Here is a 25534-nt window from a genome sequence, read left to right on the forward strand (position 1 = left end):
GGACCGCCGACGACCCCGATTCGGGGGATGAACGGAGTTCGACTGAGGGCAAAAAAAAATTTCCGCCGGACCCTCCGAACGGACAAAAAAATGCCGGTCGCGGACGACCGGCATCGATTCCGAGCCTGCGAAGCGGATCAGTGGTCGTCGTTCTCCGCCACCTGGGCGTAGTCGTCGGGCGTCAAAAGTTCGTCGAGCTCCGCCTTGTCGGAGATCTTCAGTTTGAAGATCCAGCCACGGCCGAACGCGTCTTCGTTGATCGTTTCCGGCTTGTCGCTCAGCGCGGTGTTTACCTCGATCACTTCGCCGGACACCGGCGTGTAAATGTCGGACGCCGCCTTCACCGATTCGACGACGGCAACGCCATCGCCCTGCTTCGGCGTCGCGCCGACTTCCGGCAGCTCGACGTAGACCAGATCGCCGAGGGAGCTCTGGGCATGGTCGGAAATGCCAACCGTGACCGTGCCGTCCTCTTCGACGCGAGCCCACTCGTGGGACTTCGCAAATTTCAGATCGCCGGGGATATCGTTCATGGGTTTGCCTCGTTGTCTTCGGACGTGTGCGGATGGTGGGTCGATCAATTGTACTTATCCGGGCGGTCCGGGGAAGCGCCGGGTTGCGTGACGACCGGCACACGGCGCGAGGGCACCGACATGACTTTGGTCCTTCGCCGACAGATGAGGCTCCGCATGCCCACTAATTTGTATTCACGGCGGGCAGATCCTGACGCCGTATCGGTCCTGGCCTTCCCCCATCGAGCCAGAGGCCGACGCTTCCATGCGGGGTTACCCGCAACCCTCCCACGCATCAGGAGAGACAAGAATGAAGAGGAATCTCAAGACGACGGTCATCGGTGCCGCGCTCGCGCTGGCCCTCTCGTCGCCCGCCATGGCCGGCGAGACGCGCTCCGTCGGCGACGTCCGCGAGGATGCGGCCCGCCAGGTCGCGATGATGATCAACGACCCCACCTTCGATGCGGCGCTGCGCGAGCACATGACGAAGGGGCGGGTGTCGCTGGCGGACGCCCTTCGTGAGTACGCTCAGGATGCCGACACGATGGCGCGTGTCGACATGACGGATGAGCTGCGCGACCTCGACCGCGAGGCCATCCGCCTTCGCGGTCTCGACGGCCGGATCGGTTCGCTCCTGGGTCTGCGGCTGCACGGGTTGGATGCCTCGGTGACGCCCGCCAGCCTTCGCGACGTCTGGACGGCGGCGATCGGCCGCGACCCGGCAACGGGTGAGGAACAGGTGCTGGCCTACGACACGAACGGGCGGGAACATCGCTATGCGGTCGACGCGGTACCGGACATCCCGATGCTCGTGGTGGAGTCGGACAGCCCGGCGGCCGTACAGGCCGGCATGGCCGTGGTGAACGAGACGCTTCGCACGAAAGGCCTTCAGAGGTCCATGGCGCCCGGTGCCCTCTCGAAGAGTGGCGCGGAAGACCTCACGTTGCTGAAGGCGATCCGCCTCGCCGATGACAAGGAACCCGACATCCAGGGCGACGCCGAGATCTACGCGATCGTCTCCGGCGTTGGCCCCGACGGCAAGGCGCAGGTGATCACGAAGGACATGAACTGGCTGGACAGGGACAAGACCTGGTACACCCCCGGACAGGACCTGATCAACTGGACCAATTACGGCACCAACTACGTGAACGTGCAGTTCTACGAGTCGGATGGCAACACCGACTTCAAGAACCTCGGTGCCACACTCGCCAATGCGGTCGGCGATGTGTCGACGCTCGTCTCGCCCGGCGCCCCGGCAGCCGTACTGATCGCCGGCGTCTCGAAGATCGGCGCGAAGATCATCGAGGCCATGCCGCAGAGTGCTACCACCAATGATGACGACTACGTGGACTCGTTCTACGTCATCGAGCGGGGCGGCAATTACGGCACCGAGACCAAGCCACTCGTCGGCGCCGCGAGAAACGCCGAGATGGTTCTGGAAGCGCACAAGGTGAAGTAAGGTTGGGAAAAAAAGGGGGCGGTCGAAAGACCGCCCCCTCTTCTATATATAGAGAGACGCAATCCCTCAGTCGACGATACCCGGCATCGGCTGCCCGTCACGCACGAAGGGGAACTTCACCACGCGCACCGGGACGGCCTTGCCACGGATGTCGACGCGCACGTCGCCCAACTCACCGACCGGCACGCGCGCGAATGCGACGGACTTGCCGAGCGTCGGCGCGAAACCGCCCGAGAGGATCTCGCCCTCGCCCGCCGCGGTCAGCACCTTCTGCCCGTGACGCAGCACACCCTTCTCGTCCATCACCAGCCCCACCATCGTGCGCGGCACGCCCGTGGCCTTCTGCTGCTCGAGCGCCGCGCGGCCGATGAAGTCGCGGCCCTCGTCGAGCGAGATCGTCCAGGCGAGCGCGGCTTCCCACGGCGTGACCGACTCGTCCATGTCCTGGCCGTAAAGGTTCATGCCCGCTTCCAGACGGAGCGTGTCGCGGGCACCGAGGCCCGCCGGCGCGACGCCGGCCTCGTGCAACAGCTTCCACAGTTCGACCACGCGGCTGTTCGGCACCACGACCTCGAAACCGTCCTCACCCGTATAGCCGGTGCGTGCCAGGAACAGGGGCATGCCGTTCGGGCCTTCGATCTCGATCGCCGCGAACTTGCCGAGCTTGCCCGCTTTCTCCCGGACGTCTTCGGGCAGCAGTCCGATCAGCGTCTCGCGGGCCGTCGGACCCTGCACGGCGATCATGCCGAACTCCGGACGTTCGCGCACCGACACGCCGAACTCGCCGGCGTGCTTCTCGATCCAGGCCAGGTCGTTCACGCGGGTGGCGGCGTTCACCACGAGGCGGAAGAAGTCCTCGCGGAGGAAGTAGACGATGAGATCGTCGACCACGCCGCCACGCTCGTTGAGCATGCACGTGTAGAGCGCCTTGCCAGGCTTGGCCAGCTTGTCGACGTTGTTGGCGACCAGCTTGCGCAGAAAGTCGCGCGTGCGTTCACCGGTGAGGTCCACCACGGTCATGTGCGACACGTCGAACATGCCGGCGCCCTTGCGGACGGCGTGGTGCTCTTCGATCTGCGACCCGTAGGCGATGGGCATGTCCCAGCCGCCGAAGTCGACCATGCGGGCGCCAAGTTCGCGGTGAGTGGCGTTGAGTTCGGTCTTGTCGGTCATCGTCTTACCTTGCAGGGGATGGCGGTGGGATCAACCTTGCATTATCGGGCCCGAGGGGCCCCGCGTCCAAGCGCGGGTGCAGCAACGCGCCGGCGCCTCCCCGGCGCCAATCCCATCCACGATTTAGCCGTCGAGTCCTGTTAGCCTCTCCGCCCATGACGACTGGATCGGCACCCGGTACCGCCACGCTCACCCGAGACCCGGGTGGCCCGCGCCTCGCACTGGCGGGCGACTGGACCCTGCCACATTACGAGGCGCTCCAGCGCCGCGCCAACGAGCTGGCCGGGGCGGTCGACGCCGCCACGGTCGTCGATACGACCGGTCTCGGCGCCATGGATACCTCGGGAGCGTTCGTGGTGGCCGAGCTGCTCGGCAGCGCCCGCACCCAGTCGCTGGCGCAGGACGAATCCCTGCCCCCTGCGCGGCGCGCCCTGCTGAAGACGGTCGGCGACGCGATCGACACCTACTGCAAGGGCATCAAGCGACCGCGCGACGCCGGCTTCGTGGTCATGCTCGAACGTATCGGCCGGGCGATGGAAGGCTTCTGGAAGCAGACGCTCAAACTGCTCGCCTTCATCGGCATCACGCTGCAGGGCTTCTTCACCAATGCGTTGCGTCCGAATCGCTGGCGCGTGACGTCGCTGACCTCGCACATCGAGCAGACGGGCCTCGACGCTGTGCCCATCCTGGCCCTGCTGTCGTTCATGGTCGGCTGCGTGGTGGCCTTCCTCGGTTCCACCGCGCTGGCCGCCTACGGCGCGAGCCTGTTCACCGTCGACCTGGTGGGCATCGCGTTCCTGCGCGAATTCGGCGTGCTGCTGACGTCCATTCTTCTGGCCGGCCGGACGGCCAGCGCGTTCACGGCGCAGATCGGCTCGATGAAGGCGCGCGAAGAGATCGACGCGATCCGCACCCTCGGCCTCGATCCGATCGAACTGCTCGTGCTGCCGCGCGTACTCGCCCTGCTCATCGCATTGCCGCTGCTGACGTTCATCGCGATGATCTCCGGCATCGTCGGCGGCGGCGTGGTCTGCCTGCTGGCGCTGAACATCTCGCCGTCGATGTTCCTGACCATGTTCCAGACGGACATTCCGATCACTCATTTCTATGTGGGCATCGCGAAGGCGCCGCCCTTCGCCTTCATGATCGCCGTGATCGGCTGCATGGAGGGGTTCAAGGTGTCCGGCAGCGCGCAGTCGGTGGGCGAGCACACGACCTCGGCGGTGGTCCAGTCGATCTTCGTCGTGATCCTGCTCGATGCCACCGCCGCCCTCTTCTATATGGAGATGGGCTGGTGAGCGCGCGCGAAACGGTCATCGAGGTCCGTGGCCTCGTCAATCGCTTCGGCACGCAGACCGTGCACGAGAACCTCGACCTCGACGTCTACCGCGGCGAGATCATCGGGATCGTCGGCGGCTCGGGCACCGGCAAGTCGGTGCTGCTGCGGACGATCATCGGTCTGGTCCGACCCGTCGCGGGCGAGGTGCGCGTGTTCGGGCAGGACCTCCTGTCGCTGTCCGATGAGCGCCGCTCGCAAGTGGAGCGACGCTTCGGCGTGCTGTTCCAGAGCGGGGCGCTCTTCTCGTCGCTGACGGTGGCGGAAAACATCGCCCTGCCTCTCGTCGAACACGCCGGCCTCCCGCGTGCCGACGCGCAACGGCTTGCCGGCGTGAAGCTGGCGCTGGCGGGATTGCCGGTCGACTCCGGACGGAAGTACCCCTCGCAACTCTCGGGCGGAATGATCAAGCGCGCCGCCCTGGCACGCGCGCTGGCACTCGATCCGGAGATCCTCTTCCTCGACGAGCCGACGGCCGGCCTCGACCCGATCAGCGCCGCGGCGTTCGACAGCCTGCTCGTCACGCTGCGCAACGCGCTCGGGCTCACCGTGTTCCTCGTGACCCACGACCTCGACACGCTGTATTCCACCTGCGACCGCGTCGCGGTGCTCTCGCAGCGCCGCGTGCTCGCCGCCGCGCCGATCGACGAAGTGGCGAAGACCGACGACGCCTGGGTACAGGCCTATTTCAACGGACCGCGCGGTCGCGCGGCCACCGCCGCCGCCCACGCGGCACGGGAGTAACCCATGGAAACGCGCGCCCACCACGTTTTGATCGGTCTGTTCACCGTCCTTGTCGTGCTCTTCGGCCTCGGCTTCGGGGTCTGGCTGGCCAAGGCCCATTCCGACCAGGAGTGGAACTATTACGACATCGTGTTCAACGAAGCCGTCACGGGCCTGTCGCGCGGCGGTGCCGTGCAGTACAACGGCATCCGGCTCGGCGACGTGATGCAGCTGAAGCTCGACCCGGAAGATCCCCGCCGCGTGCTGGCGCGGATCCGCGTGGAAGGCGACACGCCGTTGCGCAAGGACACGCACGCCAAGCTCGCCCTCACCGGCGTGACCGGCGTGGCGATCGTCCAGCTGTCCGGCGGCTCGCCGGGCAGCCCGCTGCTGGTGGGTCACGACGGCGAAGTGCCGATCATCGTCGCCGATCCCTCGCCGTTCGCGCGGCTTCTTTCCAATGGCGAAGACCTCATCACCAACATCACGCAGGCCGCGGCGCGCGCCAGCGAGTTGCTGTCGAAAGAGAACGTGCAGCGCATCGGCATGACGCTCGACCATCTGGAGAAGACCACCAGCGTCATCGCCGACGAACGCGAGGACATCCGCTCGCTCATCAAGCAGCTGGGCACCGCCACCCAGCAGGCCAACGACACACTGGCAGAGAGCCGCGCGCTGATGCGCAACGCGAACGGGCTCGTCGAGGGCCAGGGCAAGGCGACGCTGGAAAGCGCTCAGCGCGCGATGGGCTCGCTGGAGCACTCCATGGCGTCGATCGACCGCCTGCTCAACGACAACGCCGACGCACTCAACGGCGGCGCCGCCAGCCTCGGCGACCTGGGCCCCGCCCTGCGCGAACTGCGCGACACGCTGGGATCGCTACGTTCCATCACCCGCCGGCTGGACGAGAACCCCAGTGGTTATCTGTTCGGCCGGGAGAAGACCAAGGAGTTCACCCCATGAGCCGCGCCCGCTTCGCCGCACCGCTGATCCTCGCGCTGCTGTCGGCATGCTCGATCCTGCCGAAGGCGGAGAGCCCGCACATCTATACGCTGCCCGCCGCTCCCGGCGGGCGCCCGGCCGCACCGGCGCAGGCGAACTGGGCGCTGCGCATCACCGCGCCGAGCGCACCGCGCGCGCTCGACAACTCGCGCATCGCCGTGATGCCCGGCGGCAACACGATCACCGTGTATGCCGCGGCGCGCTGGGCCGACAGCGTGCCCAACCTGTTCCGCGACCGGCTCGCGGACGCCTTCCGTGACAGCGGACGCGTGTCCGCCATCAGCACGGACGACGCGAACCTCGCCGCCGACTACGAACTGGGCGGCAACCTCGCCGCGTTCCAGACGGAGTACGTCGATGCGAAACCGACCGTGGTGATCCGCTACGACGCGACACTCTCCGGCACGCGCAGGCACCAGATCGTCGCCAGCCGCCGCTTCGAGATCTCCGAGCCGGTGGAAGGGAAGGACGTGCCGCAGGTCGTCGAGGCCTTCGGCCGCGCGATGAACCGGCTGTCGGGCGAGGTGGTGGGCTGGACGATGCAGTCGGCGCCGGCGCGGTGAGGGTGGGAGCCAGCCTGCTGGCGAAGGGTGCTCGCCGCAAGCACCCATCGCCAGCAGGCTGGCTCCCGCCGCTCACGCGATGTGACGAAATGTCAGGTTGATGCGCGGATCGCTCACACGCTTCCGCGGCGGCAACTCATGCTTGTAGAGCCGCTGCGTATCGCCTGCCATCGTCAGCAGGCTGCCGTGCGTCAACGCGATCGCCGTCGGTTCGCCACCCGCCTTCGCGCGAAACCGGAAGGTCCGCTCCGCGCCGAGACTCACCGACGCGATGACAGGCTGCGCGCCGAGCTCCGGCTCGTCGTCGCTGTGCCAGCCCATGCGATCCGCGCCGTCGCGGTAGAGATTCGCCAGCACGCTGTTGAACGGCACACCGCATGCCGCGGCCACACGATCGCGCAGCGCGAGCAGTTCCGGGATCCAGGGATGCGGCACGAAGCGCGTGCCCGAATAGCGATACACGGCACCCTCGTCGCCCATCCACGCGCTCAGCCGCGGGGAATCCACCACGCGGCCGAACATGCGGATGCGGTGCACCTCCCAGGGCAGCGAGGCGAGGAGATGCGCAAGCAGACGATCGCCTTCCGACGCTTCGAGCCATGCCGGCGCGAACGTGACATCCGCGCCGGCCAGATCGATCCGCGTCGCGCGCGACGTCAGACCGGCTCCACCGGGTACGCCGGTTCGGCGTCCAGCGACGATGCGCAGACGGCCGCGAGTTCGAGCAGGCGAAGGTCGGACCCGCGGGCGCCGACGAGTTGCATGCCGATGGGCATGCCGTTGGGCAGCGTCCCCATCGGAATGCTGACGGCAGGACAGCCGGCGAGGCTGGCGAAGCTGCACAGGTCCGCCTGCGACGACGGCACGGGGCCATCGAGCGGGAACGCACCCTGCGACGTCGTGGGCATCACCAGTACGTCGACCTGCGCGAACAGACGGCGCATCTTGAGCGTGGCGGCGTCGATCACCAGATCGGCCCGCACGTAATCCGCCGCGGACTTCTTCGCCGCGAAGTCCACCATCCGCCGGAACTCCGCCGAAACGGGATACGCCTCGTCGGCGAGTTCGTCAGCGAAAGTGTTGAGCATTTCCGCCTCCATGATGAGCAGGCCCGCGCGGCGCGTGCGTGCGAAATCCCAGTCGGAAAAGTCGACGGTGCGGCGCTCGCCGAGTTCGCCCCCGAGCTTCGACAGGGCCTCGTCGAACACGGCGATGACGTCGGCTTCCACGCCCACCGCCGCGAGATCCGGAAGGAATCCGGCACGAAGGTTGCCCGGCTCCCAGTCCGGCGGCGAAAAGGCCACGCGACGGCGGCGCGAGCGGGCATCGTCGGCGTCGTAACCCGCCAGCGTCTGCAGCAATACCGTGAGATCGTCGACGCCGCGCGCCAGCAGGCCCACGGCATCGAGGCGACGTGCCGCCGGCACCAGCCCGCGCGCGGAGATCTCGCCGTGGGTGGGCTTCAGCGCATAGACACCGCAGTAGCTCGCGGGTACGCGGATCGATCCGAGCGTGTCGGACCCGATCGCCGCGACGGCCAGACCGGCCGCGACCGCGGCCGCCGCGCCGCCGGACGACCCGCCCGCGGTGTAACCGAGGCGGTGCGGGTTGTGCGTCGCACCATGGAACGGATTATTCGTGGCAAGGCCAAGGGCGCCCTCGTCCATGTTCGTCTTGCCGAGCAGCACCGCGCCCGATGCGCGCAACCGTGCGATGACGTGGGCGTCTTCGTCGGGCACGACGCTCCGCCGACGCATGCCGGCGCGCGTCGCCACGCCCGCGACGTCGAAGTTGTCCTTGATGGCGATCGGCAAGCCGTCGAGCCGGCCGATGACGCCGTCCCGGCGGCGCCGGTCCGCAGCCAGCGCCTGCTCCTGGATCAGCGAGACGCTGTAATCGACGAACGCGTTGATACGGGGATTGAGACGCTCGATGGCGTCCTGGTAAACGTCGGACAGGGCCTGGGGCTGGACCCGTCCGATGGCCAGCCAATGCAGGATCTGCAGAAGTGTGGCGCGTCGCATGTCGACATCGGCGACCGGCGGCATCGTATTCATGAACTCTCCTTGCGCTTGCCTCGATTATGAACGCGGTTCGTGAAGATCGCGCAACCCCCTTCCATGCCCGCAGCGCAGCAAGCCGTTTGAAACGCCGATTTGCCGCCGTCACGGCGAAAACGGACAATGCCGGGTTGATACCGCAGCCAGCCGTTGAGTGAGCCAGCCATGAGCGAACGCGAAACCATGGAATACGACCTCGTCGTCGTCGGGGCCGGCCCGTCCGGTCTGGCGTTCGCGATCCGTGCGAAGCAGCTCAACCCGGAGACCACTGTCTGCGTCATCGAGAAAGCCTCGACGATCGGCGCGCAGATCCTCTCGGGCGCCGTGATCGAGACGGCACCGCTCGATCGCCTGTTGCCCGAGTGGCGCAAGACGCCGCCGCCGGTCTGTGTGCCGGTGACGAAGGACGAGTTCTGGTTCTTCCGCGACAGCCAGTCGGCGATCAAGAGCCCGATGGCGCCGCCGCAGATGCACAACCACGGGAACGTGGTGGTCAGCCTGGGTGCGCTGTGCGCGTGGCTGGCACCGCAGGCGGAGGCGCTCGGCGTCGACGTCTTCCCCGGCTATGCCGCCGCCGAGGCGCTGTTCGACGAGAGCGGCGCGGTGAATGGCGTTCGCATCGGGGACATGGGCATCGCGCGCGACGGCACGCACAAACCCGGTTACACCGAAGGCATCGACATCCGCGCGAAGGTCACCGTGCTGGCCGAAGGCTGCCGTGGTCACATCAGCAAGTCGCTGATCAAGAAGTTCGACCTCGACGCCAACAGCGATCCGCAGACGTACGGCATCGGCATCAAGGAACTCTGGCAGCTCGCGCCCGGCAAGGGAGAGACGGGAAAGGTCGTGCACACGCTGGGCTGGCCACTGGCGAACGACACGTACGGCGGCAGCTTCATGTACCACCTCGACAACGATCGCGTGGCGATCGGTTTCGTGGTCGGGCTCGATTACCCGGATCCGGCGTTCTCGCCGTTCGAGGCGTTCCAGCAGTTCAAGCACCACCCGAACGTGAAGGGCCTGCTCGAAGGCGGCACGATCGTCTCCGCAGGCGCGCGCGCGATCATCGAAGGCGGGGCGCAATCGCTGCCGAAGGTGGAGATGCCCGGCGCGATCCTGATCGGCGACTCCGCCGGACTCGTCAACGTGCCGAAGATCAAGGGCACGCACCAGGCGATCGCATCCGGCATGCTCGCGGCGGAACACCTCATGGCGACCGGCCTGTCGCCGGCGGGCTGGGACGCGAAGCTGCGTGGCTCCGCCGTCATGACCGAACTGCACAAGGTGCGCAACATCCGCCCCGGCTTCAACAAGGGCCTGTGGCGCGGCCTGATCAACGCCGCGTGGGAAACCGTCACGGGCGGCCGTTCGCCGTGGACGCTGAAGAACCACGCCGACTGGTCGTCGCTGGACAAGCTCGGCCAGTACGAAGCGCCGAAGAAAGACTACGTGGAGCGCACGCTCGCCCCACGCGACCGCCTCGCCAGCGTGTACTTCGCCGCGACCGAGCACGACGAAGACCAGCCAGTGCACCTGAAGGTCGCCGATACGAGCATCTGCATCGACCGCTGCACCACCGAATACGGCAACCCGTGCGAACGGTTCTGCCCGGCGGGCGTCTACGAGATGGTGCAGGACGAAGGCGGTCGTCGGCTCCAGATCAACGCGGCGAACTGCGTGCACTGCAAGACGTGCGACATCAAGGATCCGTACCAGATCATCACCTGGGTGACGCCCGAGGGTGGGTCGGGGCCGAACTACCAGAACCTCTGAGGCTCAGAGGCGACCGAGCAACGCGGCGAGCATCAGACCCGCGTTGCCCACTGCCGTCTGTCGATAGAGTCCGGCACTCGCGAAGGCGACGAGACGCGGCAGCAGCCAGCTGTCGCGGCCACGAACGAAGCGCTCGAAGCGCACGCGATTCGCGGCGCTGAAGTCGTCCGTCATCGCGGCGAGCAACGCGATGTTGGCATCGTTCCATTCGCGATGGCGACCGCCCACCATGTCCGCCATGCGCCGCAGGCGCGCGCCGAATCCGGCGTTGGAACCGATGACGTTTTCCGCGTGCTGGCGATACCCGATGGTGGGCTCGCGGTCGTAGACGATGCGGCCTTCGGCGGCCGACACCACGAGGTACGCCCACCAGTCGTGCGATACGACGCGAGCGTCTTCCGCCGCGCGGCACATCAAGACGCGTGCCTGCCGGTTCAACAGCATCGTGTTGCCGCCGGCAAGGCTCTGCACCAGCGCATTCGCAAAAGACGGCGTCAGCGCGAACAGCGGCGAGAAGCCGTAGGGCGTGCCGCTTTCGTCGATCAATCGCGACCGGCCGCAGTACAGCGCGGCGGCGTCGTCGGACACGCCGCCGATGGCGTCGAGCGCTTTCGCCAGCTTGTCGGCATCCCAGACATCGTCCTGATCGCTGAACGCGACGAAATCGCCGTCGATGCCGTCCCGGTGCAGCATCGACATGAAGTTGCGCGAATACCCGGCGCGCGGCCCCTGCCACAGCACGAGCCGTTCGGCGCCGAGGCGTTCACGGTAGGTCAGCAGGATTGCCAGCGTCTCGTCGGTCGACCCATCGTCGGAGGCGTGGATCGTCCAGTCGGCATGAGTCTGCGCGATGATCGAATCGAGCTGCTCGGCGAGGTGGCGCGCGCCGTTGTAGGTGGCGAGCAGGATCGCCACATGGCGGCGTGACGTGCTCATCAGCCGATCCTCAGCAGATCGCGGATCGCCGAGCGCGCGCCGGTGCCGAACAGGGCGTAACGGCCGCTCGTCCATTCACGCATGACCGGCGCGACACGCCCCCACACCGGCCGACCGCCGATCGCGAGCCGTGCCTGCAGGTGGTCGCGCATCGCCCGCGTCGCTTCGATGCACGCATCGTCGGCGCAGCGCCCTTCGAGGCGATCGACCAGCGCGTCGAGACGTGCCGCGTCCGCACGGATCGTGTCGTTGCGAGGACGGAACATGTCCGTGACGCGCTGCTTCGAGGTACGGCGGGCCATGCCGATCTGGTTGGCGCCATGTTGACGGTAGTCGACCAACGCGTCGTCGATGATGTCGATGCGGCCGACGGCGGCGGCGAGCGTGGCAAGCCAGGCGTCGTGTACCCAGTCGTGCGGCAGCGGCAGGGCGACCTCGAGCAGCGAACGGCGAAACGCGGACGCCGCGCCGGTCGCAAGGTTGCGGCGAAGGTAGACGAGGAAGGCGTCGCCGGAACGGACGCCTTCGCGCTCGTGAGGACTGAGTTCCAGGGCCTCGAACAGCCCGTGCCCAAGGTCGCGCCCTGCCGCGTCGACCAGCCGGGCGTCGGAATGGACGAACGTCAGGCGAGGATCGGCGGCAAAACGAGCGACCATGGTCGCGATCTTGTCCGGGTGCCAGGCGTCGTCCTGATCGCAAAGGAACACGATATCTCCAGTCGCTTCCGACAAGGCCCGCGAGAAGTTCGCGACGTACCCGAGGCGCTCGGTGCGCCGCGTCAGTTTCAGCGCGATGCCGCGTGCGCGCGCTTGCGCCGCGAAGGCCTCGACGACGTGCCAGGTCTCATCCGTCGACGCGTCGTCACCGATGACGATCTCGTCGGGGATGCGGCTCTGGGTCAGGAGGGTCTGCAGCTGCTCTCCGACCCACGTGGCGCCGTTGTACGTGCACACGACGGTGCTCACGGTCGGGGCGGTCGCCCTGGCGGCAGCTGGCTGGGTCATCGGAAATGCGCGTCCTCGCGGGCAATAGACGATTGTCTCAGATTACCGCTCAGCGTTCCGACCGGCCCGTGACGTCGCCCTGCCGCGCGGATGCTCAGTCTTTTCTCAATATGTCGCGCACGACCGACGAAAGCCCGTTCCCGTAGCGCGCATAGGCGCCCCGGCGCCACTCGGCATAGATCAGCGGCCATCGCCCGGGACGCGGACGGGTGCCGATGGTCACGCGCTCCCGATAATGTGCGAGGCGCCTCGCCAACAGGTCCCGGAAGGCAGCGGGGGCCGCCGGGTCCGAGCCAAAACGATCGGCGAGTCCCGCCATGCGCTCGACGGCCCGCCCCAGCAAGGCATTTCGCGGCCGAAAGAGATCGCCGAAACGCGCGCGGAAGGTTCGCCGGGCGATGCCGATCTGATTTCCACCATGCTGGCGATAATCGATCAGCGGCATATGGATGGCGGCGATGTGCCCGAACATGGCGGCGACCGTCGCGAGCCATTCGTCGTGTATCCACCCCGCCGGGACAGGCAAAGCCTTATCGACGACCCATCGTCGACACGCCGCCGTCGCACCGGTGACGACGGCGCGCTCCAGCAGGACGGGGAACGCCGCACCCGCGTCGATCGCGGCCCACTGCGCTGGCCGCAGTTCGATCGCTGTGAAAAGCGAATGCTCCAGGCTCCGGCCGTCACCGTCGACGAGCCTCGCATCGGTGAACGCGAGGGAAAGCTCCGGGTCGTCGTCGAATCGTGCCAGTACGTCCCGAAGTTTGTCGGGGTGCCACACGTCGTCCTGATCGCAGAGAAACACCACCTCGGCCGTCGCCAGTCTCAGTGCATCCGAGAAATTCGCGATGTACCCCAGATTCGCCTGCCGCAGCCGTAGCACCACCTCGATGCCCTCGGCCCGGGCCCTCTCGGCGAAGGATTCGACCATCGCCGGCGTCTCGTCCGACGACGCGTCGTCGGCGATCACGATCTGCGCGGGAAGACGCGACTGCGCCAGCAGGCTTTCCAGCTGCTCCGCGAGGAAACGAGCGCCGTTATAGGTGCACAGGACAACGCTCGCACCGGAGCGAGCCCCACGGGGTCTGGGCGAGCCGACATTCATTCAGGTTTCTGATTCCATGGATATCATGGCGATTATCGCAAAGAAGCCGGACCCCGAATCTGTCGGGGCCCCAGTCCAAAATCCGGCCGTCCCGGTTACAATCAGGGGCTTATGTGCCCTCTCTCCGAATGGGCTCCCATTCCAAGGAACCGCAGATGAAGATTCTGGTCGGCTACAAGCGCGTCGTGGACTACAACGTCCGCATCCAGGTGAAGCCCGATGGCACGGGCGTCGTCACCGACGGCGTCAAGCTCTCCGCCAATCCCTTCGACGACATCGCCCTCGAGGAGGCCCTGCGCCTGCGCGAGAAGGGCGTGGCCGAGGAAGTCATCGTGGTGGGCATCGGCCCGGCCGACCTCACGGCGCACCTGCGTAACGGCCTGGCCATGGGCGCCAACCGCGCCATCCACGTGCAGACCGCCGACACCGTCTCGCCGCTGACCGCCGCCCGCACGTTCCTCAAGCTGGTGGAGAAGGAGCAGCCGGGCCTCGTGATTCTCGGCAAGCAGGCCATCGACGACGATGCCAACCAGACCGGCCAGATGCTTGCCGCCCTCTGGGATCGTCCGCAGGCCACGTTCGCCAGCAAGGTCGAGATCGCCGACGGCAAGGCCACGGTCACCCGTGAAGTCGACGCCGGCCTGGAAACGATCGAAGCCGACCTTCCGGCCGTCGTCACGACCGATCTGCGCCTCAACGAGCCGCGCTTCATCAAGCTGCCGGACATCATGAAGGCCAAGTCCAAGCCGATCGACGTGATCGAGCTGGCCTCGCTGGGCGTCGACGCCGCCGACCACATCAAGACCACGCACTACGCCGCCCCACCGAAGCGCAGCAAGGGCGTCATGGTGAAGGACGCCGCCGAACTCGTCGCGGCCCTCAAGCAGAAGGGCCTGCTGTAAAGCAGCCGACCGGAGAATCGACATGTCCAAGATCCTCGTTATCGCCGAACACCTCGACGGCAAGCTCAATGGTGCTACCGCGCGCGCCGTGAGCGCCGCCGCCGCCGTCAAGCCGGAATCCATCGACGTCATCGTCCTGTCCGATGCGCCGGACGCCGTGGCCGCCGAGGCCGCGAAGATCGATGGCGTAGGCAAGGTGCTGACCATCGCCCGCGCCGAGAACGCCCATGCACTGGCCGCGGTGCTCGCCCCGCAGATCGCGAAGGCCGCCGCCGGTTATTCGCACGTGTTCGCGCCGTCGACCACGTTCGGCAAGGACGTCGCACCGCGCGTCGCCGCCCTGCTTGGCGTGTCGCAGGTCAGCGATGTCATGACCGTGGAAGGCCCGCACAGCTTCAAGCGTCCGATCTACGCTGGCAACGCCATCGTCACCGTCGAGGTGGACGCCGCGTCCACCGTCGTCGCCACCATCCGCACCGCTTCGTGGCCGGCCGCGGGGTCGAACGGCGCCGCGCCGGTCGAGGCGCTGACCGTCGACGCCGCCCTTCCCTCGCACACCCGCTTCGTCGGCCTGCAGCAGGGCAAGAGCGACCGTCCGGACCTGCAGGGCGCGCCGAAGGTCGTCTCCGGCGGCCGCGGCGTGGGCTCGAAGGAGAACTTCGACGTCATCTACAAGTTCGCGGACAAGATCGGCGCCGCCGTCGGCGCATCGCGCGCCGCCGTGGATGCCGGCTACGTGCCGAACGAGATGCAGGTCGGCCAGACCGGCAAGATCATCGCGCCGGAGCTGTACATCGCCATCGGCATCTCGGGCGCCATCCAGCACCTGACCGGCATCAAGGACGCCGGCACGATCGTCGCGATCAACAAGGACGGCGAGGCGCCGATCTTCGAGATCGCAGACATCGGCCTGGTGGGCGATCTGTTCAAGATCCTGCCGGAACTGGAATCGGCCATCGGCTGAGTATTCCACGCATCCGTAGTGAAGAACGCGCCTTGACCGGCGCGTTTTTTATGGATCCGCAGCAGCGCCGCCGTCACGCCTCGTGAAAGCGGCCCAAAGCATTCCAGCAACATATGCCGTGACGTCGCCACCGAAAGTGGCGAGGCGAAAACACATCGCTGTGAGCAGGATGGCGGGCTGTGATGCCATACCTGAAAGAAGCGTCACGAAGACTGCTTCCCGGACGCCCAGCCCTGCAGGCGCACCAATGACAACGAAACCCGCCATCCAGCTCGCCGCGGCCACGGCAGTCCATGTGGCGAAGGGCGTCCGCGTAGCCTGCTCCGAAGGCGCCACCGCCAGAAGCGTCAACCCCATGAGTAGAAAGAAGACCACGTAAAGTCCGAGTGCCATCACCAGCCAGCCTGCGTGGAACGTCGGCAGGCGCTGCCTGACCCAATTCACCCGTAAACGCATGACGCCAAGCGTTATAACCGCAAGGCACACGAAAGAAAGGATCGAGGCATAGATGGCGACCGGTGGCAGGAGAATGCCGAATCGAGCCGCGAACGAAGCACTGGCCGCCGAAGCGACAGCCGTGAGGCACGCGACCTCGGCAAACGCACACAAGGCGAGCGATGCGTGCGTCAAGCCTTGCTTGCGCAAGGCGACGTGGCGCCCTACGTATTGAAGTATGCCTCCCGGAACGTACTTGTACGCCTGCGTGACCAGATACGTTGAAACCGTCGGACCCATTCGCGCGTGACTCACGAAAACTCGCTGTAGAGTGGCCCACGCGAATGCCAGAACTCCCACTGCAAGGCTATATGTCGCCATGGCACGAGCGACGCTCCAGCGTTCGCGGTAAAAAGCACCGTTAGCCGAAAGCTGCTCAAGAACACCCTCGGAATAGAAGCGCCACGCTATCCATGCGAGACAGGCGATGCTTAGAACGGATCCGGCAAGACGCAGTTTTTTCTTAACGCCGGACACGACAAAGCACCATAGTCCACGGCAACGGTGAGCGCACGTCGACCACGTCGAATCGTTCTGACAGCATCTCCACGAAGCGACGGCGTGACCAGTGTTGGATATGCCCGGGCGTGTTGCCCAGATTCGGAAGGTACTTCAATCGCACCATGTTGAGCAGTCGCCAGATCGGCTCGCGTGGCACGCTTACCAGCACGTATTCGGTGCTCAATGCTTCAAGCACGCGCAAGCCTTCCCTAGGATATTCGAGATGCTCGAGAACCTCGCAGCAAACGACAAAATTGGCTGGCTCGAAACATCCCAACGCATCCTGGATTCGACATGTACTAAAGCGAATATCCAGCGCCGCGCGCCGGGCCCGGCGCGTTGCCTCGGCCACGACATTGGGAGCGATATCGCAGCCCTCGGCCTTCCAGCCCTTGCGGGCCAGGCGAATGGAGAGCTCACCTTCGCCGCAGCCGATCTCCAGCGCCCGATCAACGCGTGAAGCCGCCGCGAGGGCATCGAATGTGTCGAGAAAGCCCTTCATGAGGTAGCGCGCGATGGGATTTCGCGTGCCGTACTTATCGAAGTAATTCCCGGCAGGCTGTACAACAGGCTCGTTCATCAATATCTTCCTAGCTACAAGCACCGGTGGAACAGACCGTCATGGCTCGCGAATGTTGAAATTCTGACATATTCCATGGAAGGTCGCCCGCCGCGTAAGCCAGGGAAAATCAGCGCGCCGTGCGGTACGGCGGAAGCAGGAGACGGACATGATCGATGCATCGGTTCAACCTCGCGTCGCGGAACCTGGCGGCGCGCAGACGGTGCGAAAGCTGGTCATCCAGATACCTTGCCTGAACGAGGCAAGCACGCTGCATATTGCGCTATCTGCCCTACCCCGCAAGGTTCCCGGCTTTGAGTCGGTGGAATGGCTAATCGTCGATGACGGCTCTACGGATCACACCGCGCGTGTCGCGCGTGAAGCAGGTGTGGATCACGTGATCAGGCATCCAACCAACCGCGGTCTTGCCGCCGCGTTCATGACTGGACTCGAAGCATCGCTGAAACTGGGCGCCGACGTGATCGTGAATACCGATGCCGACAATCAATACGATGCTCGTGACATACCGCTATTGACGCAGCCCATCCTGGCTCACGAAGCCGATCTGGTGATCGGTTCTCGCCCGATCGAGCAGACCGAGCATTTCTCCTGGACCAAGCGAAAGCTTCAACGACTGGGTAGCTGGGCGGTCCGCGTGGCGAGTCACACGAACGTGGCCGACGCTCCCAGCGGATTCAGGGCCATAAGCCGCGAAGCGGCCATGCGGCTGAACGTCTTCGGACAATACACCTACACGCTCGAAACGATCATCCAGGCCGGCCTCAGCGGCCTGAGGGTGGCGTGCGTACCGATCCGAACGCACCCGGACCTGCGGCCATCCCGCTTGGTGAAAAGCATTCGGAGCTACGTGCAACGATCGTTAGGTACGATCATCCGGGTTTTCGTGACCTATCGCCCCTTGGTGACGTTCCTGTACGCCGGTGGCCTCATCGGACTCGTTGGCCTCGCGGCGGGCCTCCGCTTTGTCTACTTCTACCTTTCCGGCGAAGGCGAGGGGCATGTTCAGTCAGTCGTTCTCGCAGCGCTTTGCCTTATCCTTTCCATGCTACTGACAATGATGGGCCTCATCGCGGACCTCATCTCGGTCAATCGCAAGCTTCTCGAGGATGTTCTTCTGCGCGTGCGCCACATGGAAGAAACGAACCATGCTGCAAGTGAAGCAAGCAGGGGTGATCAGTAGCGAACAACGGGCTTCGGCGGGCGTGTACGCTTGCGCGCGATCCATGCCGCGAATACCAACGAAAGTGCCGAAAGCAGAGCGATCGGAACGCCAATCAGAACCGCGAGCGGCCGGTATCGGAACGCGATGTCAGCAGGGCCATCCACAGGGATGGCCGGCATGACGCCGAGGTACCGCTGAGGGCGAACCGGCTTTCCACCGGACGTTACGTGCCACCCCGAACGCATGCTCATCGGAACGACGACGAATCCGCTGGATGATCCGGAATAGTGCAACGAAAAGCCGAGCGGACCAGTCGGATCGAGCGCGATGGGAGCACCACTCGATGCGTGCGGAAGATCGGTTAGCGAGCCCAGAAAGTAGGGGCCAGCGGGCACATCGTTGTTCTCCAACAACACGATCCCCGCATCACTGGCAACCGGCTGGAAGGTTCCGAGGTCGGTTCGCCGCACGCGAAAGCCGAAGTCCATGCACCCCTCGGCCGGTCCGCCAGCAATGCCCGCGCTACAGCCACTCCATTGGCCCGGAAAACTCCATACCGTCAGTTTGTCGTCTGCTTCCGCGCCCAGGTATTTGAGTGTCAGGAGGTAGTTGCCGGCATCGAGCGCGAGCGGTGCAGGCAGCGAAAAAGTACGCACCTGATTATCGACGATGTCCGCGGCAGCCACGTTCCACGCTGCAAGGGGAGCGTCGAGACCGGGTTTCGTTAAAACGACCCTCAGCACTCCATGCTGCATCGCTCGTCCGTACGTGGCCAGATTGAAACTCACGCCTTCCACGAGCGCCGGACGAGCTATCACCGATGTCTGGACAAGCGTGTTTGCAGGCATGGGAGGCAAGGCCACCCGGGCCACGCGCGCGGCATCAGGCGGGAGACCCGTCGACGAGGACACCAGGCATTCACCGCCCACGGCATAGCGAACGCCCAGTGCCGAGAACACGGGTGATGCGAAATGAAAGCCGCTCCCGGCAACGCGGCTCGCCGTAGCAGTGGTCAAGCTGCCACTCGCGGCCTCCTGAAGCAGGGCCTTGAGTCCCTCGGTCCTGAAGCCGTGACCGAACCACTCTGCAATGCCATATACCCCTAGGGAACCGGATACGAGGAACGAGTCGTCGGCGACGGTCGACTGGAAGGGCCCACTGGTCGCTGCGATCCTGTCTATGAGCGGGACTCTGGGATAGAACGCCGCTGTCGGCATCGGGCCATTCAGCAGCCTGAAGTAACTTGCAAGATCGATGGCTTGCACAAGTGTGAGAGCAAGTACAAACGGGACTACCAGCGCTTTCCGAACCCGCGCCTGGAGGTACAGAATGCATGCCGCTGCAGCCAGCGCGATTGAGAGGTCGAGCAGGCACGCAGCGCGATTCCACCTGTTGTTCGCCAGGCCGGGAATCCAGGCGAGCAGCCCACGGGGTACCAATCCGAAAACGAGGACAGCCGATACCGCCAGGAGTGCGAGGGAGAAGACCGTGAGGACCGAGGGCCAGCGCCGACGTATGACCGCTACCGCGGCGATGACGATGACGAGCAGTGCAAGAGTCGGCGCGACGATGCCGACATACATACCCGACTCGACAGCCCTGACCTGCCGAGCGGTGTGAGGCAGCAATTGCGCGATGTCCGAGTACGACAGCTCCGTTCCCGTGACCCGGCCGCCGAGCTCGAAATCCCTGAGCCACTCCGCGAATCCCAGCAATCCCGGAAAGGAGAGGCCGATTGCAGCTAAGAGACCGAGAGAGCACCGAGCGAAACCGGCACGACGGCACCAGAGACGATCGATCAGGGTCCCGCAGAGGACATAAAGGAGCGCAGCACCGATGCCGAGAAACGAGACGAACGGAAAGCCGCCGATCAGCAATCCGGAAAGTGGAAGTGCCACGCCAGGAACGGCGTGGCGGGTGCCATCCCTGAAAGCGCGATCGACGCCCCATAGCAACCAGCCGATCCAGATGGCCGTGCTTAGGTGCGGCCAATAAAGCCATGCTGCGTTGAAGCCGCAAAGCATGACCGTCAGTCCTGCGAAGAGGCTCGCAAGCATGCCACCATGCCTGCGCACGAAGGCATATACGCCCGTCGCCCCGAAAGAAAGATTGAACAGGATGGCAGCGAGCAGCCCCAGTGCAGCGCTGGGCGACGCCGCGAAGATCAGAAATGCAGGCGTCAATTCGCCGGATGCCAGGTTCAGTATGCCGGGCTCGCCACCGGCCGGCAGGGGGTTCCACAAGGGCAAGTGCCCAGCACGCAGCTGCTGACGGGCCTGAATCCATCTGGGCAAGTAATAGTCCAGCACGTCGGAGCGCTCGGCGTGACGTACATCCGCGAAGCTGACCTGGTTTCCCCAACCCGGCTGGGAGAGCAACAGATCGAATGGCCCTACGGTCTGGTCACGGAACGGATTCGCACCGAGTGCGATCAGAGCAATCAACAGAAACGCACCGAAAGCCCAGGCTAGCTCGCGCGGCGTGAGCGGTACTCGATGGTCCATCAAGACCCCTTGGCTACGTGCTACGACAGGTAATGGCCGCAATTCGCCGCTCCCGACTCGACTGCGTAAGGCCGCCTCGCTATAGTCTGCGGCGATCATTTGCTCCGGATAACAGGCCCGCAGAGATCGCGGCGGCCTGGGCCGTGCCGAACCGTTCGCGCCAGTCCCCCGCTTGAAAAACACGTCATTGGTGGCTGGCGACCCGATCTTAGCAAGATACAGGGATGCGGGTACCATTCGTATTTTTGTGCACTGCGGCTTCGGCGGCTTTTTTTGATTGGGGAATACCGATGGTGGGCATGACAACGGACAACTCGGCGAAATCGGGCATCCCGCTTTGCGTCGATCTGGACGGAACGCTGATCCGCTCCGATCTGCTCATCGAATCGGCCCTGGCCTTGCTCGCCCAACGGCCGCTTGCGATTTTCTCGATGCTGGCGTGGCTACTGCGTGGCAAAGCGCACCTCAAGCGGGAAATCGCGCGAAGGGTCGTCGTGGATCCGTCCACCTTGCCCTACAACGCCGAGTTGATCGATTGGCTCAGCGAGCAGCGAACGCAGCGCCAGGTGGTGCTATGCACGGCATCGGACATAACGCTGGCGCGGCCGGTCGCGGATCATGCGGCGGTCTTCGACGACGTCATCGCCAGCAACGGCGACATCAATCTTTCCGGCACCAGAAAGGCAAGGGTGCTGATTGAGCGGTTCGGCGACAAGGCGTTCGATTACATCGGCAATGCGCCCGTCGATCTCGCCGTCTGGAAGCACGCCCACGCCGCGCTCGTCGTTGAAAACGGCCACAGCCTGTCGTCGGCAGCGGCGAAAGTGGCGACAGTGGAAAAACGTTTCGAGGTTCGCAGCGGCGGATCACGTACGTGGGCCAAAGCGCTCCGAATCCACCAGTGGATTAAGAACGTCCTCGTATTCCTTCCCCTACTCGCGTCGCACCGCTTGCTCGAAGTCGATTCGCTGATTCCGTCACTGCTCGCTTTCTTCTGCTTCGGACTATGCGCATCAAGCGTCTACATCACGAACGACCTGCTGGATCTTCCGGCGGATAGACAACATCACCGTAAGCGTAATCGCCCGTTCGCGGCGGGAACGTTGCCGCTGATCGCCGGCCCCGTGCTCGCCGTGATACTGCTCGTCGCTGGTTTCGGCCTCGCCATGTTCGTGTCGAGGTCGTTCATAGGCGTCCTGCTTGCGTATTACGTGCTCACCTCGGCCTACTCGATTCGGCTCAAACGCGTAATGATGCTCGACGTCGTGGTGCTCGCCACCCTCTATACGACGCGTATCCTCGCTGGCACGGCCGCGCTGCATACCAAGCCGTCGTTCTGGCTGCTCGCCTTTTCGATGTTCATCTTCCTCAGCCTCGCGATGGTGAAGCGCTTCACGGAACTGCTTACATTGCAGAAGAGTGGAAAAGTGAAGGCCAGCGGTCGCGGTTACGACGTGGAGGACATCCCCCTCATCCAGTCGCTGGGTGCGTCGAGCGGCTACCTGGCGGTGCTCGTGCTCGCGCTCTACGTCGACAGCACGGCGAGCATGTCGCTTTACGAGCACCCGCATTATCTGTGGATGCTCTGCCCGCTTCTGCTCTACTGGATCAGCCGCACGTGGGCCATCGCGCATCGCGGCGTGATGCATGACGACCCGGTCGTGTTCGCCGTCATGGATCGCACGAGCCAGATCCTCGGCGTGATCGCCGCCGTCATCGTCGCGGCGGCCATCTGATGGCTCACGTAGGCCGCTCGTGGGGTCGTTATCCCGTCACGACCGAGACGGTGGTGGCCCTGAGCGATCGCCATGCACCGCTTCCGTCCAGCGAGAAGCCCGTACTTCCGCTGGGGAACGCGCGCAGTTACGGCGACAGCTGCCTGAATGATGGCGGTGTATTACTTGCCGCGCGCGGCCTGGATCACTTCATCGCGTTCGACCCCGCCACCGGCGTGCTTACGTGCGAGGCCGGCGTCCTTTTTTCCGACATCCTCGACCTGGTGGTTCCGCAGGGCTGGTTCCTGCCGGTGACGCCGGGCACGCGTTTCGTCACCGTCGGCGGCGCCATCGGCAACGACGTGCACGGCAAGAACCACCATCGCGCGGGCACGTTCGGACACCACGTACTCGCCTTCGAGCTGCTCCGCACGGACGGTTCGCGGCGCATCTGCTCCCCCATGGAGAACGCCGACTGGTTCGCGGCGACCGTCGGCGGCCTGGGACTCACGGGCGTGATCACATGGGCGACGATCCAGCTGCGCCGCATCGCGGGGCCGTGGTTGTCCGCGGAGAGCCATCGTTTCGAAAACCTCGCCGGCTTCTTCGAGTTGTCCCGCACTTCCGACACGGACTACGAATACACCGTGTCGTGGATCGACTGCGCCGCGCGCGGCAAGGGGCTTGGCCGCGGCCTGTTCAGCCGAGCCAACCATGCGCCGTCGCGTCCCGACCGGCGCCCGATGCCGCCGGCACGCACGCTGTCCATGCCCGTGACGCCGCCGGTGAGCCTGATCAATTCGCTGAGCCTGCGCGCTTTCAACCAGCTCTATTACCACCGTCAGCGCAAGCGCGTAGTGCACACCACGATGCACTACCAGCCCTTCTTCTATCCGCTGGACGGCATCGCCAACTGGAACCGCATGTACGGACCGCGAGGCTTCCTGCAGTACCAGTGCGTGGTGCCGCCCGCCGCGGCCGAAACCGCCATGCGGGAGCTCGTGAAGACCATTGCGGACGCGGGCGGTGGCTCCTTTCTTGCTGTGCTCAAGGAGTTCGGCGACACGCCGTCGCCCGGCATGCTGTCGTTTCCGCGGACCGGCACGACGCTCGCGCTCGATTTTCCGAATGGCGGCCCCGAGACCTTCGCGCTCCTCGATCGCCTCGACGCGATCGTCGCAGACAAGAGCGGCGCGGTGTATCCGGCGAAGGACGCACGGATGTCCGGTGCACATTTTCGCGCGTACTTCCCGGCACACGAAGCCTTCGTGGCGTTCGTCGATCCCGGCATCTCGTCGAGCTTCTGGCGGCGGGTTTCGGAGTGACGCCAGCCGAGGCCGGCCGCGCTCCGCTCGCCGCCGTCGAATCTCGTATCGCGCCGAGCCTGGCGCGACGTCTGGCGACGACATGCATCGGCCTGTCGACCCTGATGGTGCTGCTCTCCATCGTCGGCATCGTACGCGCGTACTCGCCCGTTCCTTACTGGGACATGTGGGATGGGTACGTCGGGTTCTTTCTTCGCGCAAGCAGCGAGGGATGGTCTGCCCTGTTCGAGGCGCACAACGAGCATCGGCTGATCCTGGCGAGGCTATTGTTCTACCCGGACATTGCGTGGTTCGGCGGCATGGGCATCCTTCCTCTCGTGGCCAATGTCGCGCTTGCGGGCGGCGTCGCCTTCTCCTTGTGCCGTGCGGCACTGACACTGACCACGGAAGGATCGCCCCCGACCCGGCATGCGATCGTCGCTCTCATCGTCGGCATGGCGTTCTTCTGGTCGCAGCGGGAGAACTTCACCTGGGCCTTCCAGACCCAGTTCTTCCTGGCGGAAGCGCTGCCCCTGTTCGCATTCCAGCTTGCCGCTTCTGGTGCTTCCGCGAAGCGCGCGGGCAACTTGCCGGCGATGGGAACCGCCTGCGCGTTTCTTGCCATCGGCGCCATGGCGAACGGGATTCTCGTCTTTCCACTTCTGTTGTTCCTCGGTGCCTGCATCGGTCTGGGCCGTCGCTGGCTGTTTGGGACAGGCCTGATCACGATAGCGACGATCGCTCTCTTCCTGAGGGCGTTTCGCGGCGGACAAACGCATGTACCGATGCTCTTGGTACTGCAGGATCGCCCGTTCGAGGTGCTCCATTTCGTATTGCGGTACCTGGGCAGCCCGCTTTACTTCGCGCTGGGCGCCGCGCCACCTGCCATCCCCAGTGCAGAGGTCTCCGGAGCCGTTCTGCTGGTCGGTGCGTGCTGGCTTGTGCCGGCCGCTTGGCGCGAGCGCCGTTCGCGCCCACTACGCATCGCGATGCTCGCCGTTGTTTCCTATGTGGTGGCGAGCGCGCTCGGGACCGCGCTCGGACGGCTGCCGATCCAATATGGTCTTGCCGGTGCGCTCGTAAGCCGGTACAGCAGCCTCGCCATGCTTGCCTGGCTCGCGCTCGTCGTCGCGGCCAGTCCTGGCCTCGCAGCCGGCCTATCGCGCGCAAGGGTACCCGCCCTGATCTGTGCGGTGCTTCTGGCCATGCTCCCCTGGCAGCTCCGGGCCGCCCGCAGCCAGGCGAGCATCACGTGGAACCGCGAACTGGCGGGCCTTGCCCTGGCAACGGGAACGAACGATCCCGAGGCGATCTCCGCGGTCTATCCGCGAGAAGCGACGGATATCGCTCTTGACACTGCCACCCGGGCGAGAGCGGCTGGCTTGCCGCCTTTCGGTCGCCCGGTATTCGCTTCGGCGTCCGGCTGGCTGGGGTCGAAGTTGGCCCAGCCCGTCTGCCAGGGCGGCATCGAAACGTCGCGCCCCCTATCCGACGAGGGCGACCAGCGGATCGACGGACACCTCAGGCAGGCATTCAGCCAATCGGCTGGGCAACCCGCTCTGGTCGTGGACGGTCGCGATACAATCGTGGGATGGGTCCTCGTGGCGCCGCGAGGGGCCCGCAGGCGCGATGACGCGGCCCAGGGCGAGCCCTTCAGCGGTTACGTGCGCCATGCCCAGGGCCGGGAATCCGGCCTGCCGGCCACGTCTCTTCGCATATGCCAGTTGCCCACCAGCGCACCATTCGTTTAACGGAGTAATC

General features: G+C 65.4%; 22 protein-coding genes. 12 read left to right on the forward strand and 10 right to left on the reverse strand.

The genetic code is table 11. The features are described 5' to 3' along the window. Positions 1–137 precede the first annotated feature (137 nt). Entirely contained in the window at positions 138–533 is a 396-nt protein-coding gene (gene gcvH / locus BMX32_RS03370; protein WP_089974448.1) for a glycine cleavage system protein GcvH, read from the reverse strand. Positions 534–822: 289 nt separating this feature from the next. Here gcvH and BMX32_RS03375 point away from each other — a divergent pair, with 289 nt between their 5' ends. After that, positions 823–1971: a DUF3103 family protein gene (locus BMX32_RS03375; RefSeq protein ID WP_170843548.1), complete on the forward strand. Its 1149-nt coding sequence runs from the start codon at positions 823–825 to the stop codon at positions 1969–1971. 66 nt (positions 1972–2037) lie between these two features. Here BMX32_RS03375 and gcvT read toward each other — a convergent pair whose 3' ends face one another. After that, positions 2038–3144 carry a glycine cleavage system aminomethyltransferase GcvT gene (gcvT, locus tag BMX32_RS03380; RefSeq protein WP_029213460.1) on the reverse strand — a complete coding sequence of 369 codons (1107 nt, stop codon included), beginning with the start codon at positions 3142–3144 and terminating at the stop codon, positions 2038–2040. 155 nt (positions 3145–3299) lie between these two features. Between gcvT and BMX32_RS03385 the strand changes: the two genes are divergently transcribed. From BMX32_RS03385 to BMX32_RS03400, 4 genes are read left to right on the forward strand one after another with little or no spacing between them, the layout of a single operon-like run. Beyond that, positions 3300–4442 carry an MlaE family ABC transporter permease gene (locus tag BMX32_RS03385; protein WP_089974451.1) on the forward strand — a complete coding sequence of 381 codons (1143 nt, stop codon included), beginning with the start codon at positions 3300–3302 and terminating at the stop codon, positions 4440–4442. Beyond that, on the forward strand, positions 4439–5224 hold the full coding sequence (locus BMX32_RS03390; protein ID WP_029213458.1) for an ABC transporter ATP-binding protein: 786 nt from the start codon (positions 4439–4441) through the stop codon (positions 5222–5224). Before BMX32_RS03385 ends, BMX32_RS03390 begins: the two co-directional genes overlap by 4 nt. A 3-nt stretch (positions 5225–5227) precedes the next feature. Beyond that, the gene (locus tag BMX32_RS03395) at positions 5228–6166 is read left to right on the forward strand and encodes an MlaD family protein (RefSeq protein ID WP_089974453.1); all 939 of its coding nucleotides are present in this window, start codon (positions 5228–5230) and stop codon (positions 6164–6166) included. Next, positions 6163–6768 (forward strand): ABC-type transport auxiliary lipoprotein family protein, encoded by a 606-nt coding sequence (locus BMX32_RS03400; protein ID WP_089974454.1) that lies wholly within the window; start codon positions 6163–6165, stop codon positions 6766–6768. Before BMX32_RS03395 ends, BMX32_RS03400 begins: the two co-directional genes overlap by 4 nt. 72 nt (positions 6769–6840) lie before the next feature. On the opposite strand, the gene BMX32_RS03405 is transcribed toward BMX32_RS03400, so the two are convergent. Continuing rightward, the gene (locus tag BMX32_RS03405; protein WP_170843603.1) at positions 6841–7407 is read right to left on the reverse strand and encodes an alpha-ketoglutarate-dependent dioxygenase AlkB family protein; all 567 of its coding nucleotides are present in this window, start codon (positions 7405–7407) and stop codon (positions 6841–6843) included. A 17-nt stretch (positions 7408–7424) separates the two neighbouring features. Then, entirely contained in the window at positions 7425–8825 is a 1401-nt protein-coding gene (locus tag BMX32_RS03410) for an amidase (RefSeq protein ID WP_029213454.1), read from the reverse strand. Between the two features lie 168 nt (positions 8826–8993). On the opposite strand from BMX32_RS03410, the gene BMX32_RS03415 reads away from it, so the two are divergent. Beyond that, on the forward strand, positions 8994–10601 hold the full coding sequence (locus tag BMX32_RS03415) for an electron transfer flavoprotein-ubiquinone oxidoreductase (RefSeq protein WP_089974455.1): 1608 nt from the start codon (positions 8994–8996) through the stop codon (positions 10599–10601). A 3-nt stretch (positions 10602–10604) separates the two neighbouring features. On the opposite strand, the gene BMX32_RS03420 is transcribed toward BMX32_RS03415, so the two are convergent. From BMX32_RS03420 to BMX32_RS03430, 3 genes are all read right to left on the reverse strand, one after another. After that, a complete protein-coding gene (locus BMX32_RS03420; RefSeq protein WP_170843549.1) occupies positions 10605–11537 on the reverse strand; it encodes a glycosyltransferase family 2 protein in 933 nt (310 codons plus the stop codon). Beyond that, positions 11537–12541 carry a glycosyltransferase family 2 protein gene (locus tag BMX32_RS03425; RefSeq protein ID WP_089974458.1) on the reverse strand — a complete coding sequence of 335 codons (1005 nt, stop codon included), beginning with the start codon at positions 12539–12541 and terminating at the stop codon, positions 11537–11539. Before BMX32_RS03425 ends, BMX32_RS03420 begins: the two co-directional genes overlap by 1 nt. 94 nt (positions 12542–12635) lie before the next feature. Beyond that, positions 12636–13646 carry a glycosyltransferase family 2 protein gene (locus BMX32_RS03430; RefSeq protein WP_089974459.1) on the reverse strand — a complete coding sequence of 337 codons (1011 nt, stop codon included), beginning with the start codon at positions 13644–13646 and terminating at the stop codon, positions 12636–12638. Between the two features lie 155 nt (positions 13647–13801). On the opposite strand from BMX32_RS03430, the gene BMX32_RS03435 reads away from it, so the two are divergent. Continuing rightward, a complete protein-coding gene (locus tag BMX32_RS03435; protein WP_029213664.1) occupies positions 13802–14548 on the forward strand; it encodes an electron transfer flavoprotein subunit beta/FixA family protein in 747 nt (248 codons plus the stop codon). Positions 14549–14570: 22 nt separating this feature from the next. Beyond that, entirely contained in the window at positions 14571–15512 is a 942-nt protein-coding gene (locus BMX32_RS03440; protein ID WP_029213665.1) for an electron transfer flavoprotein subunit alpha/FixB family protein, read from the forward strand. Positions 15513–15560: 48 nt separating this feature from the next. Here the strand turns inward: BMX32_RS03440 and BMX32_RS03445 are convergent, their stop codons facing one another. Both BMX32_RS03445 and BMX32_RS03450 read right to left on the reverse strand, forming a co-directional pair. Further along, positions 15561–16484 (reverse strand): hypothetical protein, encoded by a 924-nt coding sequence (locus BMX32_RS03445; RefSeq protein ID WP_139206660.1) that lies wholly within the window; start codon positions 16482–16484, stop codon positions 15561–15563. After that, positions 16471–17088, reverse strand: coding sequence for a class I SAM-dependent methyltransferase (locus BMX32_RS03450; RefSeq protein WP_089974463.1), 618 nt, complete (start codon positions 17086–17088; stop codon positions 16471–16473). The genes BMX32_RS03445 and BMX32_RS03450 overlap by 14 nt, the downstream gene beginning before the upstream one ends. A 148-nt stretch (positions 17089–17236) precedes the next feature. Here BMX32_RS03450 and BMX32_RS03455 point away from each other — a divergent pair, with 148 nt between their 5' ends. Then, complete coding sequence (locus BMX32_RS03455) at positions 17237–18268, forward strand: glycosyltransferase family 2 protein (protein WP_089974464.1); 1032 nt, start codon at positions 17237–17239, stop codon at positions 18266–18268. Here the strand turns inward: BMX32_RS03455 and BMX32_RS03460 are convergent. Further along, complete coding sequence (locus BMX32_RS03460) at positions 18262–20754, reverse strand: hypothetical protein (RefSeq protein WP_089974465.1); 2493 nt, start codon at positions 20752–20754, stop codon at positions 18262–18264. The genes BMX32_RS03455 and BMX32_RS03460 overlap by 7 nt on opposite strands. Before the next feature lie 299 nt (positions 20755–21053). Between BMX32_RS03460 and BMX32_RS03465 the strand changes: the two genes are divergently transcribed. Genes BMX32_RS03465 through BMX32_RS03475 form a run of 3 tightly spaced genes read left to right on the forward strand, consistent with a single transcriptional unit; the run spans position 21054 to position 25524 of the window. Further along, positions 21054–22490: a UbiA family prenyltransferase gene (locus BMX32_RS03465; RefSeq protein ID WP_170843604.1), complete on the forward strand. Its 1437-nt coding sequence runs from the start codon at positions 21054–21056 to the stop codon at positions 22488–22490. Next, on the forward strand, positions 22490–23794 hold the full coding sequence (locus tag BMX32_RS03470; protein WP_089974467.1) for an FAD-binding oxidoreductase: 1305 nt from the start codon (positions 22490–22492) through the stop codon (positions 23792–23794). Before BMX32_RS03465 ends, BMX32_RS03470 begins: the two co-directional genes overlap by 1 nt. Then, entirely contained in the window at positions 23791–25524 is a 1734-nt protein-coding gene (locus BMX32_RS03475; protein ID WP_089974468.1) for a hypothetical protein, read from the forward strand. Before BMX32_RS03470 ends, BMX32_RS03475 begins: the two co-directional genes overlap by 4 nt. Positions 25525–25534: the final 10 nt, after the last annotated feature.

Source organism: Luteibacter sp. UNCMF331Sha3.1 (assembly GCF_900109915.1).
Lineage (GTDB): Bacteria > Pseudomonadota > Gammaproteobacteria > Xanthomonadales > Rhodanobacteraceae > Luteibacter.